Origin of the sequence: Mycobacterium sp. 3-98 (genome assembly GCF_035918355.1) — a bacterium.
Lineage (GTDB): Bacteria > Actinomycetota > Actinomycetes > Mycobacteriales > Mycobacteriaceae > Mycobacterium > Mycobacterium intracellulare.
On record NZ_CP142360.1, the window covers coordinates 1,847,270 to 1,859,917 of the forward strand.

The window sequence follows — 12,648 nt, forward strand, 5'->3', positions numbered from 1 at the left end:
GCGGCATGGGTTTCGGTGTGCTGACATTTGTTACCGACGAGGGCATCGCTCCGGCGGACTTGGGTAAGGCGCTCGAGCAGCGCGGTTTTGAATCGCTCTTTCTCGCCGAGCACTCGCACATTCCGGTCGACGCGAAAACTCCGTACCCCAGCGGGGGACCGATTCCGCGAAAGTACTACCGCACACTCGATCCGTTTGTCGCGCTGACGGCGGCGGCGGCCGTCACCGAGAGGCTCCTCGTGGGCACCGGCATCGCGTTGGTGCCGCAGCGCGATCCGATCCACGTCGCCAAGGAGGTTGCGTCGCTGGACCTGGTGTCGCAGGGTCGATTCCGCTTCGGCGTGGGCGTGGGGTGGCTGCGCGAAGAGATCGCCAACCACGGCGTCGATCCCGCGGTCCGGGGACGCGTGGTCGACGAGCGCCTCGACGCGATGATCCAGATCTGGACGAGCGAAAAGGCCGAATTTCATGGTGAATTCGTGGACTTCGACCCCATCTACAGCTGGCCCAAGCCCGTGCAGCAACCGTATCCGCCGCTGTATCTGGGCTGTGGACCCGCGGGCTTCAAACGCATCGCCCGGCTCAACGCGGGCTGGCTCTCGATGACAGGCTCGGCGGGAGAGCTAGCACCGCAGCTGGACCAACTGCGCGAGCTGGTCGGCCAGGACGTGCCGGTGATCCACTTCCACGGCGGGGAGGCCACGGCGGCTGAGCTCGAGGGCTACCGAGATTTGGGATTGCAACACCTCTTGGTGAACCTGCCGACGGAACCGCGGGATCAGACGCTGCAACGCCTCGATGAGTTGCAGGACGAGTTCGCTAAGCTAGCGTAAGGCTAAGTGCCGCAGAAGGTTTGGTACTTCCCGAAGTCCTCGGGGGCGGGACTGGCGTAGCGCTCCCAACCGGGCCGTTCCACGTACGGCTCGGTCACCGCCGCCAGGAGCCGCTCGACGGGCGCGAGATCGCCGTCCGTCGCCGCGGTGAGGGCCTCCTCGACCAGATGGTTGCGCGGGATATAGATCGGGTTGGTGCGATCCATCGCGTCGGCGTCGGGGCGCAATGCTTGCCAACGCGCCAACCACGCGTCAAAGCCGGCCAGGTCCATGAACAGTCCGCGCGCGGGCTCCGCGTCGCCTCGCGCCACATGGCTGAGCTGTCGGAAGAACGACGTGTAGTCGACGTGGTTCTGTTTGAGCAGAAGGAGTAGCTCCTCGACCAAGGCCGTGGCGAATTCGGCGTCGACGCCGGCGGAGAGGCCGAGTTTGGCCCGCATGCCCGAGGTCCACACCGCGTCGTAGCGGGCTTGGAACACCCCGAACGACTGCTCCGCCAGTGCGATGGACTCCTCGCTGCTGTCCGACAGCAACGGAAGGAGTGTCTCGGCGAAGCGCGCGAGGTTCCAACCGGCGATGACCGGCTGGTTGCCGTAGGCGTAGCGGCCCCAGAAATCGATCGAACTGTAGACCGTGTCCGGGTCGTAGGCGTCCATGAACGCGCAGGGACCATAGTCGATCGTTTCCCCGGAGATCGTCATGTTGTCGGTGTTCATCACCCCGTGAACGAACCCGACCAACATCCACTGGGCGATCAGCGCGGCCTGGACCGCGACGACCGCTTCGAACAATGCGAGATAAGGGCGTTCGGCCTCGGCCGCGGCGGGATGATGGCGGGCGATTGCATGGTCGGCGAGGCGGCGCAGCAGGTCCTTGTTGCCGGTGGCCGCGGCGTATTGGAAGCTGCCCACCCGCAGGTGGCTGCTGGCCACCCGGGTCAGCACGGCGCCCGGCAGTGTGGTCTCGCGATACACCGGGCGGCCGGTGCCGACCACGGCCAACGACCGTGTCGTCGGAACGCCCAACGCGTGCATCGCCTCGCTGACGATGTATTCGCGCAGCATCGGTCCGACGGCCGCCAGGCCGTCCCCGCCCCGGGCGAACGGTGTGGCTCCGGAGCCTTTCAGGTGGATGTCGCGCAGCCGCCCGTCGGTGTCGACGAGCTCGCCGAGGAGCAGCGCGCGCCCGTCGCCCAATCGAGGGACGAAGCCGCCGAATTGATGCCCCGCATAGGCCTGGGCGACGGGGGCGGCCCCGCTGGGCACCAGGTTGCCCGTCAGGAAGCGCAGCCCGTCGTCGCCGCGCAGCCAGGCTGCGTCGAGCCCGAGGCTCTCGGCGAGCCGGTCGTTGAGCACGAGCAACCGCAACCCGGGAAATGTCTCGGCTTGCCGGCGGACCGCCATTTCCGGCAATTCGCGGAAGAACCGGTCTTGCAGGGCAACGGTGGTGTCCGGGGCAACGCTCATTTGATCGAGCCTACGGAAACTCAGCCGACGGCATGTCCGATGAGGTCGCGGGCGCGATCGAGCATGGAGGCAAACGGGCCGAGTGCAAAGTTCAGCTTTGCCGACTCGACGCCTGGGTGGGGGTGGGTCGGCGCGATGGCTTCGGCGGCGCGCACCGCCGTGCCCATCCGCTTGAGATCGTCGTCGTCGAGCTGGCGTGTGAGGACCGGGAATTCCTCGGTCTCCTCCTGCTTGGCGTGCTCGAGCACGGCCTCGCGCAGTTTGGTGAGTTCGTCGATGAACCGCTGCGAGGTGACGTCGAGCTGCTCGATCTGCGACAGCAGCTCCTTGGCCCCATGCTCTTCATTCAGGCGGGCGTCGACGATGGCGTCGCCGTCGTCGGCCTCCTTGCGTGCGCGCGGGTGCACGATCATTTCCTCGGCGGTTTCATGGACCGCCAGCAGTTGGCGCAGCGCCGCGAACCGCTCTTCCCGCGCTTTGGGATCCGTAGCGTGCAGCACCTGGTCAAACATGTCCTCGATGAGGTTGTGCTGTGCTTTCAGGAACGCGACGACCTCGTCGGGTGACTGGATAATCATGTCGGCCATCGCCGATACCTCCAGTGATCGGGAGTTGTGAAACGCACGCTGGGCTGTGTGCGGCTTGGCTAGGTATACCCGCTGCAGAAACGGCCAAACGGCGCCCCGCGGTGCGGGACACCGTTCGGCAGGGCTAACTGAAACCGGGATACGTTGGGAAACAATATATTTCGTCGCCAAACCCGGTGCCCACAGGTCGGCGAAGGGGCTAGACGCCGCGGTCGCGAGGGGTGGTCGGTGCGACGCCGGGCCGCGCGGCGGCGTCCTTGCGGCGCATCAGCCCGGCAAGCCCGCCCAAGCCGAGGAGGCCGAGAAGGCCCCACAGTCCGCTGTTGTCGCTGTGCTGACTATTGTCGTTGTCCGCCAACGTCGTTGTGGTCGGCGACGGCGCCGGGGCGCTCGGAACGGCGGCATTGGCGACACCTGCTCCACCGAACAACAGCGCCCCGGTGGTTGAAACGATTGCAATGGCCCTACGCATGTTTACTCCTAATGGGTTTTCTCGGTCGCGGCCAGACGGCTGATCGAGAGGCATTTGGGGACCAGGGTGCTCTAGTCTCCGCAGGAAACGGCGTCGGCCGGCGGCCGCGACGTCCAGGAAGGTGGCTACCCCGGGCGGCCACGGCGAAACTCAGCGGCGGGTGCGTTTCGTTTGCTGGCCCGTCCGGCGATTCGCCGCTCCGCTCAGGAACTCCGCGGGCGGCGCGGCCGAGGCGTCAGCACGTCCGCGGGGGATTGCCCGACCAGTTGTTCGGGACATCGCTACGGTTAAGGGGCACACGCCCGCCGTTCGAAACCACGAGAAGACGACAGATCAGCGAAATGTACGAACAGGTCAACAGCAGCGCCGCCGCACCCGAAGACATCGGCTCTCGCATCGACCCGGTACTGGCCCGAAGCTGGCTACTGGTCAACGGCACGCATCCCGACCGGTTCCAGTCCGCGGTGGACTCGCGCGCCGACATCGTCGTTTTCGACATCGAGGACGCGGTCGCGCCCAAAGACAAGCACGTCGCGCGCGACAACGTGGTGAGTTGGCTGGGCGCCGGCAACGTGGACTGGGTCCGCATCAACGGCTTCGGCACCCCCTGGTGGGCGGACGACCTGGCCGCCCTGGCCACCACCCCGGTCGGCGGGGTGATGCTGGCGATGGTCGAATCGGTCGACCACGTCACCGAGACCGCGAAGCGGCTGCCCGACGTGCCGATCGTGGCCCTGGTCGAAACGGCCCGAGGCCTCGAGCGCATCACCGAGATCGCCGCGACCAAGGGAACCTTCCGGCTGGCGTTCGGTATCGGGGACTTCCGCCGCGACACCGGCTTCGGGGACGACCCGGCGACGCTGGCCTACACGCGATCTCGCTTCACCATCGCCTCCAAGGCCGCCGACCTGCCCAGCGCGATCGACGGCCCGACCATCGGCTCCAATCCGCTGAAACTGATCGAGGCCACGGCGGTCTCCACCCAGTTCGGGATGACCGGCAAGATCTGCCTGACACCCGACCAGTGCGCCGTCGTCAATGAGGGTCTGTCGCCGTCGCAGGACGAAATTTCTTGGGCGAAAGAGTTTTTCGCCGAGTTCGAACGTGACGGGGGAGAGATCCGCAACGGCTCCGATCTGCCCCGCATCGCTCGGGCGACCAAGATCCTCGAGCTGGCTCGCGCGTACGGTATCGAGGCGTTGGACATCGACGAGGAAGAGCGCGATCACTCACCCGCGCCGTCGGACACCTATCACTACTGAGTGTCAGGCCGCATGTCGCGCGAGCGCGACGCCGACGCGGACTTCGAGCTTGCTCATCGTGATGGTGGGGCCGCGCGGCGGCGCCGTCGAACAGTAGGTTGTGCCCGTGGGCGTCGTGAAAAGCGCCGTATGGGTGTGGTTTTCGTCGACGCTCGTGCTCACCCGCCACCCCGCATTTTCCTTGACGTAGTTGCAGTGTTCGCACAATCCGAGGCCGTTGTCCGCGGTGGTCGGGCCGCCGTCGGCCCACGGCTGCGCGTGGTCGCGGTGCCTGATCGGCGCGTCGCAGTAGGGAGTGCGGCAGTGTTGATCGCGGAGCCCGATGAACGCGGCCAGGCCCTGCGGGAAGAGTCGCGCTCGTGACTCCATGGCCACCAGCGCCCCGGATTGGGGATGCGTGTAGAGCCTGCGCAGGGTCGCTCGCGAACGTCGATCGGCGGCGGCCTCGGCGACCATGCTGCGCGCGACCGACGCGGGGATGGGGCCGTAGCCGGCGACGTCGGCCGGCGCATCGTCACCGCCGAGCAGCGTCTCGTCGGTCAGCGCGAGGTTGACCGCGACCGGGGTGGGGACCGTTGCGCTGCGGCCGGTGACCCTTTCCACCAGGGTGTCGGCCATCACCTGCCCGCGCGTTCGCCCGTCGCCGCAGGTGTCTGCCTCGCGGCGCAGCGTGGCATACACCGAAACCCCCTGAGCCACCGGCAATAACGCGGTGACATAGCTCATGGTGTCGGGCGCCGGGCGGATGGTGACGGTGCGGCCTTCCTCGGCCTTGGCCGCCCGCTCGACGATGGCGTGCGGATCGAGCCGGTAGGCGATCGCCTTCGCGGCCGCGGCCACTCGCGCGTCGCCCATGCCGCTCAGGCTCGACGGGTCGGCACACATCTCCGCGTCCAAGGCGCGACGGTCCTCGACGTCCAGGCATGCGCTCTCGCGCACGATCAGCGTCGCCCGCCACTCCGACAGGGCCCCGCATTCCAGGGCGGCCAGCGTATGCGGCATCTCGTGCACCAGGGCTTTGGCGAAACCCAGATGCCGGCCGCCCCGCGCGGGGGAGTCCCGTCGCGCCAGGGCAACCTCGCTTGCCACGCCGCGTCCGCGGCGCGCGGCGGGCACCCCGGTGGCCGCTTCGGTGGCTCGACGCGCCGCGTCCAGGGCGGCCGCCGCCCGGGCCTGGCCGGCGGCCGCCGCGGACTTGAGCGTCTCCAGCTCGGCGATACGCTCTACCAGCGACGATTCGTCGGCTGCCGGATCGACGGCGGTCAATTCCTCGAACATACTTTCGATAGTAATTGTGCCCACTGACAAGCGGGCCCGTGGCTACTCTGGGCATGTGAGCCCCAGAGGGCGGATCCGAGTCGTGCGGGTCTACGACGACGTCAGCGCTGACGAGGGTCAGCGCGTGCTGGTCGATCGGGTCTGGCCGCGCGGCATGCGCAAAGACGACCCGCGGGTGGGCATCTGGTGCAAGGAGGTCGCACCCTCGAAGGACCTCCGCGAGTGGTACCAACACCGGGCCGAACGATTCGACGAGTTCACCTCCCGTTACGAGGCGGAACTGCGCGACAGCGCCGCGCTGGCGGAGTTGCGCAAGCTTGCCAAGCGGGGCCCGGTCACGTTGGTCACGGCCACCCGCGAGGTGGACATCAGCCAGGCGGTCGTCCTGGCGAAGGTCCTCGGAGCCCACTGACATGAGCGACGCGGAACGCGTCCTCCCCCGGGAATTGACTGATCTTCCCGAGGAGATCCGCAGCGTCCCGCCGCCGCCGATCCCGGACCTGCCCGAGCCGTACGGTTTGCGTCTTGCCGAGCCGGACGCCGACGCCGAGATGATCGCCGAGTGGATGGGCCGCCCGCACCTGGTCGAAGCCTGGGAGTCCCACTGGCCGGTGGCGCGGTGGCATCGATACCTGCGGGCGCAGCTCGACGGGGGCTTTTCTCGTCCGTTCCTGGCGCTGCACGACGGGGTGGACCGCGCCTATATCGAGTTGTACAGGGCAGCAAAGGATTCCATCGCCACCCGCTACGACCACGATCCCTACGATCTGGGCTTGCACGTCGCGGTCGCCGATTTGGATTACATCCAGCGGGGACACGTCGGTTACCTGCTGCCGCACTTGGTGGGCAGCATCTTCACGCTCGATCCCCGGTGTCGCCGAATCATGTTCGACCCCGACCACCGCAATGCGTTGGCGCGCAAGTTCTGTGAGCGCGGCGGCTGCGCATTCCTCGGCGAACACGACATGGCGAATCGGCGCATGGCCCTGTACGTGCTGCCCCGCACCCCCGACGACATCCCGCGCGCCTGACTCAGAACAGCTCGGCGAGGCGCTGCCCGATGAACGCCGCCGCTACGCCCAACACCACGCTGACGACGATGTTGGCGAGCGAGGAGCGCAGCTGGCGCTCCTCGCCGAGTCGCTGCGTTTCGAGCATCCAGGTCGAAAACGTGGTGTAGGCGCCGACGAATGCCGTGCCGGCCAGCAGGGCGGCCTCCTTGTTGAGCGCCAGACCCCCGAGAAATCCGAGAAGCGCTGCGCCACTGATGTTTACGACGAGCGTGCCGAACGGGAACGGCCGGGACACCCGGCGCGCGACCGCACGGTCGATCACAAAGCGCAGCACCGATCCGACGCCGCCGATGAACGCGACGCCCAGCCACACCACGGCAGTCGTCGCGGTGGTCATCGGCGCACCCGCACCCGGCGCACCAACTTGGTGGCCAGGTGCACCGCCAGCAGCCCGAGCACGATGCTGGCGACGGTGTAGCCGACGGCCAGCCCCCAATGACCGTGCTCGATCATCCTCACCGTCTCGACCTGCATCGTGGAGAAAGTCGTTAAACCGCCGCACAATCCGGTGCCCAGCAGCGGGCGCCGATAGCTCGACGTCGGCAACCGCTCCAGCAGCCGGGTGGTGAAGTAGCCCACCAGAAACGCCCCGACGATGTTGACCGTGAACGTCGGCCACGGCCAGCTCTCTGGGTGGCCACCGGCGAGGTCGCTCAGGGCGGCCCGGGCCAGGGAACCCAGCGCCCCACCGGCAAACACCGCGGCCAATTCGCGATAGTCCCGTTGCGCCACTGGCGTCGATTCCCTTCGTTTGCCGGTGCGCTACGCAGCGTATGGCGGGAGTCCAGACCGGCGCAGGCCGGGGGCGGCGGGAGACGGGCAGAATTGGTAACCATGGTGGCCAACCCTCGCGCCGGTCAGCCGGCCCAACCCGAAGACCTTGTCGATCTGCCCCACCTGCTGACGGCCTATTACTCGATTCAGCCCGATCCCGGCGACGTCGCCCAGCAGGTGGCATTCGGCACGTCGGGCCACCGCGGGTCGGCGCTCAATGGGGCGTTCAACGAGGCGCACATCCTGGCGATCACCCAGGCCATCGTCGAGTACCGCACCGCCCACGGCATTACAGGCCCGTTGTTCATCGGCCGGGACACGCACGGCCTCTCCGAGCCGGCCTGGGTCTCCGCGCTGGAGGTGCTGGCCGCCAACGACGTCGTCGCCATGATCGATTCCCGCGACCGGTACACGCCGACCCCGGCGGTCAGCCACGCCATCCTCACTTACAACCGCGGTCGCACCGACGCGCCGGCCGACGGGATCGTCGTGACGCCGTCGCACAACCCGCCCTCGGACGGAGGCTTCAAATACAACCCGCCCAACGGTGGCCCGGCCGACACCGACGCCACCAACGCAATCGCCAAGCGCGCCAACGAGATTCTGCGCGACGGCTCGGGCGTCAAGCGCATCCCGCTGGCCCGCGCGCTACAGACCGCGCAGCGCCACGACTACCTCGGTAACTATGTCGACGACCTGCCCAACGTGGTCGACATCGATGCCATCCGCGCGGCCGGGGTGCGGATCGGCGCCGACCCGCTGGGCGGGGCGAGCGTGGACTACTGGGGCGAGATCGCCACCCGTCACCGCCTGGATCTGACCGTGGTCAATCCGCTGGTCGACGCGACATGGCGGTTTATGACGCTCGACCACGACGGCAAGATCCGGATGGACTGCAGCTCACCGGACGCGATGGCGGGACTCATCCGCGGGATGTCCGACAACCCCGGCCGCTACCAGATCGCCACGGGCAACGATGCCGACTCGGACCGCCACGGCATCGTCACGCCCGACGCGGGGCTGCTCAACCCGAACCACTACCTGGCGGTGGCCATCGAATACCTGTACACGCAGCGGCCGTCGTGGCCGGGCGGCATCGCGGTCGGCAAGACCGCGGTCAGTTCGTCGATGATCGACCGGGTGGTCGCCGGCATCGGCCGCAAGCTCATCGAGGTGCCGGTCGGCTTCAAGTGGTTCGTCGACGGCCTGATCGAGGGCGGCATCGGCTTCGGCGGCGAGGAATCGGCCGGTGCGTCGTTCCTGCGGCGCGACGGGTCCGTGTGGACCACCGACAAGGACGGCATCATCCTGGCCCTCCTGGCCTCGGAAATGCTGGCCGTCACGGGGACGAGTCCCTCCCAGCGCTATCAACAGTTGACCGCCGAATACGGCACGCCGTTCTACGCGCGGGTCGACGCGCCCGCCGACCGCGACCAAAAGGCCCGGCTCGCCAAGCTGTCCGCCGACGAGGTGACCGCGACGGAACTGGCGGGGGAGCCCATCACCGCCAAGCTGACCGCGGCACCCGGGAATGGGGCCGCATTGGGCGGATTGAAGGTGACGACAGCCAACGCGTGGTTTGCCGCGCGACCGTCGGGAACCGAAGACGTGTACAAGATTTATGCGGAATCTTTCAACGGAGAAGAGCATTTAGCCGAGGTGCAAGAAACTGCGCGCGAGGTAGTTAATAAAGTCATTGGGTGACCCTTTCCCTCCGCCTTACCCGTCCGGGGGGACGCGCGTCGCGTTCGACCCGTCTGCCGCGCGAAGTTTGGATCCTTAGCTGGGCAAATATCATGGTCGCGCTTGGTTACGGAGTCATTTCACCGGCGCTGCCGTCTTTCGCCCGCAGTTTCGGCGTCAGCATCAAGGCGGTGACTTTCTTAGTCACCGTCTTTTCGTTGGCCCGCCTGTGTTTTGCGCCGGTCAGCGGGCAGCTGGTCCAGCGGTTGGGGGAGCGGCGGATCTACATCGGCGGGATGGTGATCGTCGCGGTCTCCACCGGCGCGTGTGCGTTTTCCCAGGCTTACTGGCAATTGATGGCTTTCCGCGTCATCAGCGGAATCGGATCGACAATGTTTTATGTTTCGGCGCTGGGACTGATGATCCATATCAGCCCGCCCGACGCCCGCGGACGGGTCGCGGGCCTTTTCACCACGTCGTTCATGGTCGGGGCCGTGGGCGGCCCGGCCGTCGGCGCCCTGGCGGCCGGTTGGGGGCTCACCGCGCCGTTCATCGTGTACGGCGTCGCTTTGCTCGGTGTGGCGGTGGTGCTGTTTTTCGGCTTGCGGAATTCGGCCCTGGCGGCCCCGGGGCCGCCGACGCGGTCGACGGTGACGATGCGAGAGGCGTTGCGCGTGCGCGCCTATTGGTCCTCGCTCGGGGCCAATTTCGCGACCGGTTGGTCGGCGTTCGGCCTTCGTGTCGCCCTGGTCCCCTTGTTCATCACCGACGTCATGGGCCGCGGCGTCGGCGTCATCGGCATTGCGCTCGCGGCATTCGCCGGGGGCAACGCGCTGGCCATGATCCCCAGTGGCTACCTGTCCGACCGGATGGGACGGCGCACGTTGATGATCGTGGGCCTGGCGTTGTCCGGCGCGGCGACCATCTTCTTGGGCGCGGCGTCGTCATTGCCGAGGTTTCTGGTCGCCGCGGTGGTGGTGGGGGCGGTGACGGGCATCTACATGTCGCCGATGCAGGCCGCCGTCGCCGACATCCTGGGCAGTGAGGCGCGCGCGGGCAGTCCGGTGGCGGCCGTGCAGATGATGTCCGACCTGGGCGCGATCGTCGGATCCATGACGCTCGGTTGGGTCGCCGAGCGGCTGAGCTACGGCTGGGGTTTCATCATCAGCGGCATCGTTTTGCTGATCGCCGCGGTGGGCTGGGTGGTGGCGCCGGAGACCCGGACGGTGCCCGTTCCGGAGCCCGACCCCTTGCCGTCTCCGCACACGCTGAATCTTCCTGAGCAGCAACTTTGAAGGACGGTTACCGGTGGTGTAGCTTCGATGAGCACGACTTGGGGCTATGGCGCAGCTGGTAGCGCACCACACTGGCAGTGTGGGGGTCAGGGGTTCGAGTCCCCTTAGCTCCACCGAAATAACTGGGCGCATCGCGCCGATCGACGTCGCGGATTTAGCAGAATGCGGCGGTCATGAAACTCCCGCCGGCCACGAGCGCGATGACGAGCGCGGCGGTCTCGTGTCCCGTCGACGCCGCGGCGACGACGCCGGCGACCGCGCTGATGAATATCGTGACGGCCAGAAACGCCATGAACAGCCGGTGCGAATTGACCGCTGCGCCGGAACGAGGCGTGACCATGGCCTTGTTCGTACGATTCACGCCCACCATGAAATCTCCTTGGTTGTGACGCCCGCAACATATAACGCGCAGATGTGGCCTGCATCACACATCACTAGGCGCGCCGTGGTATCAGTCCGGTATCATTCGGCTATGGGAATGACTCTTCGGCCCAGTGAACAGCAGGCGGAAGCGCTGCGCAGGCAGGCCAGTGCGGAAGGCCGATCGATGCAGGCCGTCGCGCTGTCGGCCATCGACGAGTACATCGCCCGGCGGGCGCACAAGGCCAAGGTCGCCGATGCGCTGCAGCGCGTGCTTCGCGAGGAGGCAGGTGTTCTGGAGCGCCTCAAGGACGCATGACGGACTATCTGGACCTCGAGGATCTTCTGGAAATTGCCCGAAAAGCCGTCGGAGTGGACGTCATTGTCCGGGATTACGGCTTGCTTGAATCCGCTCTGGCGCGTCCTCGAGCCTCCATCTTCGGCCAGGACGCCTACCCGGATCCCCACGTCAAGGCCGCCGCACTGCTGCATTCGCTGACACGGAATCACGCGCTGGTGGACGGGAACAAGCGACTCGGGTGGGCGGCCTGCCGGACGTTCCTGGCAATCAACGCCCAGTGGATCAGTGCGCCCGAGGACGATCGCTTCGATTTGGTGATCCGGGTGGCCACCGGTGCGATGGCCGGTCTCGACGACATTGCGGCACAACTGCGCGGCTGGAGCCACCCGTGACCGCTGCGAACCACGCCGGCTTCGGGCAACGCCGTTATGCGGCGCGATCCGCCAATTAGGTTTTCGTCCTGGGTCGCATTAATCTAGCCCGCGGTTCGATTGCGACTCAGGAAAGCAGCCATGCCTGTTCAGCCCACGTTGCTGCGCCGACAAGCGTCGCGCGGCGTTCGTCGACAGCGGGTCGTCCCCCGCGTGAAGTGTCCGATGGTCGGTCAGTGCTTCGACATCGAAGTCACCCGCGACGCCGACGGATGGGCGATCACCGTCCCCGAGATCGGCAGGTCCACCCGCACGACAAGTCGGGCCGCTGTGGAACTGGCCGCGCGCGAATGCATCGCAACCTGGACCGGCATCCCGATCGGTTATGTCGCCGTCTACGTCGTGAGCGAAATCGCCTAACGGTCGAGGGCGCGTTGTTGTCGGGCGGCCTGCAGGATCGAGCCGGCGGTGACGAACGCGGGTTTGTCGCGATCCTTGGCCTCGACGGGCAGTCCGGCCGCGCGGCGCAGCACCATCAGTGCAAGCCCGCTGTATGTCGCATAAGGAACGATCAAAAGGTTCACCCGCTCCTCGCCGCCGATGAACGTCATCACGTGCTGGCGCTTGTGTTCCCATCCGTGCCAGTTGAAATCGGGCGGTCGTTGTAGTGCCGGCCAGTTGACGTTGACAGAGCAGATGTCGCCGAGCAGGGGTGTCAGCGCCGCGACAAGGCCGGGTAATTCGTTGGTGATGCGGTCCGCGCGTGGCCACCACGCTCCGTCGATGTCGCCGCCTAACTGGCGGGCGACCGAGACCCGGACGGGGACGGCCGTGCGTCGGCTCGCCGTGCGATACACAGATTGTTCCTAAGTTCGGCATCGCTCGTCCGCGGT

At 67.0% G+C, this 12,648-nt stretch carries 17 protein-coding genes and 1 tRNA gene; 10 read left to right on the plus strand and 8 right to left on the minus strand.

Going from position 1 to position 12,648, the window contains the following annotated elements:
• The first annotated feature begins 5 nt into the window (after positions 1 to 5).
• Positions 6 to 833, plus strand: a complete 828-nt coding sequence (locus QGN30_RS09030) for an LLM class F420-dependent oxidoreductase (RefSeq protein ID WP_009955146.1) — start codon at positions 6 to 8, stop codon at positions 831 to 833.
• A 2-nt stretch (positions 834 to 835) separates the two neighbouring features.
• On the opposite strand, the gene QGN30_RS09035 is transcribed toward QGN30_RS09030, so the two are convergent.
• The 3 genes from QGN30_RS09035 to QGN30_RS09045 form a co-directional block, all read right to left on the minus strand.
• Positions 836 to 2,299: a protein adenylyltransferase SelO gene (locus tag QGN30_RS09035; protein ID WP_009955147.1), complete on the minus strand. Its 1,464-nt coding sequence runs from the start codon at positions 2,297 to 2,299 to the stop codon at positions 836 to 838.
• A gap of 20 nt (positions 2,300 to 2,319) precedes the next feature.
• The gene (locus QGN30_RS09040) at positions 2,320 to 2,886 is read right to left on the minus strand and encodes a hemerythrin domain-containing protein (RefSeq protein ID WP_248923185.1); all 567 of its coding nucleotides are present in this window, start codon (positions 2,884 to 2,886) and stop codon (positions 2,320 to 2,322) included.
• A 199-nt stretch (positions 2,887 to 3,085) separates the two neighbouring features.
• Positions 3,086 to 3,358: a WGxxGxxG family protein gene (locus QGN30_RS09045; RefSeq protein WP_014380816.1), complete on the minus strand. Its 273-nt coding sequence runs from the start codon at positions 3,356 to 3,358 to the stop codon at positions 3,086 to 3,088.
• 341 nt (positions 3,359 to 3,699) lie between these two features.
• On the opposite strand from QGN30_RS09045, the gene QGN30_RS09050 reads away from it, so the two are divergent.
• The gene (locus QGN30_RS09050; RefSeq protein ID WP_009955149.1) at positions 3,700 to 4,620 is read left to right on the plus strand and encodes an HpcH/HpaI aldolase/citrate lyase family protein; all 921 of its coding nucleotides are present in this window, start codon (positions 3,700 to 3,702) and stop codon (positions 4,618 to 4,620) included.
• Between the two features lie 3 nt (positions 4,621 to 4,623).
• Here the strand turns inward: QGN30_RS09050 and QGN30_RS09055 are convergent, their stop codons facing one another.
• The gene (locus QGN30_RS09055; RefSeq protein WP_248923184.1) at positions 4,624 to 5,898 is read right to left on the minus strand and encodes an HNH endonuclease; all 1,275 of its coding nucleotides are present in this window, start codon (positions 5,896 to 5,898) and stop codon (positions 4,624 to 4,626) included.
• A gap of 55 nt (positions 5,899 to 5,953) precedes the next feature.
• Here QGN30_RS09055 and QGN30_RS09060 point away from each other — a divergent pair, with 55 nt between their 5' ends.
• A complete protein-coding gene (locus tag QGN30_RS09060; RefSeq protein ID WP_029384705.1) occupies positions 5,954 to 6,310 on the plus strand; it encodes a DUF488 domain-containing protein in 357 nt (118 codons plus the stop codon).
• A gap of 1 nt (position 6,311) precedes the next feature.
• A complete protein-coding gene (locus QGN30_RS09065; RefSeq protein ID WP_009954679.1) occupies positions 6,312 to 6,929 on the plus strand; it encodes a GNAT family N-acetyltransferase in 618 nt (205 codons plus the stop codon).
• A gap of 1 nt (position 6,930) precedes the next feature.
• On the opposite strand, the gene crcB (QGN30_RS09070) is transcribed toward QGN30_RS09065, so the two are convergent.
• Complete coding sequence (gene crcB, locus QGN30_RS09070) at positions 6,931 to 7,308, minus strand: fluoride efflux transporter CrcB (protein WP_009954680.1); 378 nt, start codon at positions 7,306 to 7,308, stop codon at positions 6,931 to 6,933.
• Positions 7,305 to 7,703: a fluoride efflux transporter CrcB gene (gene crcB / locus QGN30_RS09075; protein WP_008259297.1), complete on the minus strand. Its 399-nt coding sequence runs from the start codon at positions 7,701 to 7,703 to the stop codon at positions 7,305 to 7,307. The genes crcB (QGN30_RS09070) and crcB (QGN30_RS09075) overlap by 4 nt, the downstream gene beginning before the upstream one ends.
• 102 nt (positions 7,704 to 7,805) lie before the next feature.
• On the opposite strand from crcB (QGN30_RS09075), the gene pgm reads away from it, so the two are divergent.
• From pgm to QGN30_RS09090, 3 genes are all read left to right on the plus strand, one after another.
• A complete protein-coding gene (gene pgm, locus QGN30_RS09080) occupies positions 7,806 to 9,449 on the plus strand; it encodes a phosphoglucomutase (alpha-D-glucose-1,6-bisphosphate-dependent) (protein WP_014385538.1) in 1,644 nt (547 codons plus the stop codon).
• Between the two features lie 92 nt (positions 9,450 to 9,541).
• Entirely contained in the window at positions 9,542 to 10,723 is a 1,182-nt protein-coding gene (locus tag QGN30_RS09085; RefSeq protein WP_014385537.1) for an MFS transporter, read from the plus strand.
• 40 nt (positions 10,724 to 10,763) lie between these two features.
• A tRNA-Ala gene (locus QGN30_RS09090) sits at positions 10,764 to 10,836 on the plus strand.
• A gap of 41 nt (positions 10,837 to 10,877) precedes the next feature.
• On the opposite strand, the gene QGN30_RS09095 is transcribed toward QGN30_RS09090, so the two are convergent.
• Positions 10,878 to 11,093, minus strand: coding sequence for a hypothetical protein (locus QGN30_RS09095; RefSeq protein ID WP_009954684.1), 216 nt, complete (start codon positions 11,091 to 11,093; stop codon positions 10,878 to 10,880).
• Positions 11,094 to 11,195: 102 nt separating this feature from the next.
• On the opposite strand from QGN30_RS09095, the gene QGN30_RS09100 reads away from it, so the two are divergent.
• The 3 genes from QGN30_RS09100 to QGN30_RS09110 all read left to right on the plus strand — a co-directional run bounded on the left by QGN30_RS09100 (position 11,196) and on the right by QGN30_RS09110 (position 12,175).
• The gene (locus tag QGN30_RS09100) at positions 11,196 to 11,402 is read left to right on the plus strand and encodes a hypothetical protein (RefSeq protein WP_026071253.1); all 207 of its coding nucleotides are present in this window, start codon (positions 11,196 to 11,198) and stop codon (positions 11,400 to 11,402) included.
• The gene (locus QGN30_RS09105; RefSeq protein WP_009954685.1) at positions 11,399 to 11,776 is read left to right on the plus strand and encodes a type II toxin-antitoxin system death-on-curing family toxin; all 378 of its coding nucleotides are present in this window, start codon (positions 11,399 to 11,401) and stop codon (positions 11,774 to 11,776) included. Before QGN30_RS09100 ends, QGN30_RS09105 begins: the two co-directional genes overlap by 4 nt.
• A 204-nt stretch (positions 11,777 to 11,980) precedes the next feature.
• A complete protein-coding gene (locus QGN30_RS09110; RefSeq protein WP_014380809.1) occupies positions 11,981 to 12,175 on the plus strand; it encodes a hypothetical protein in 195 nt (64 codons plus the stop codon).
• On the opposite strand, the gene QGN30_RS09115 is transcribed toward QGN30_RS09110, so the two are convergent.
• On the minus strand, positions 12,172 to 12,612 hold the full coding sequence (locus tag QGN30_RS09115; protein WP_009954687.1) for a DUF5994 family protein: 441 nt from the start codon (positions 12,610 to 12,612) through the stop codon (positions 12,172 to 12,174). The two genes, QGN30_RS09110 and QGN30_RS09115, sit on opposite strands and share 4 nt — an antisense overlap.
• Positions 12,613 to 12,648: the final 36 nt, after the last annotated feature.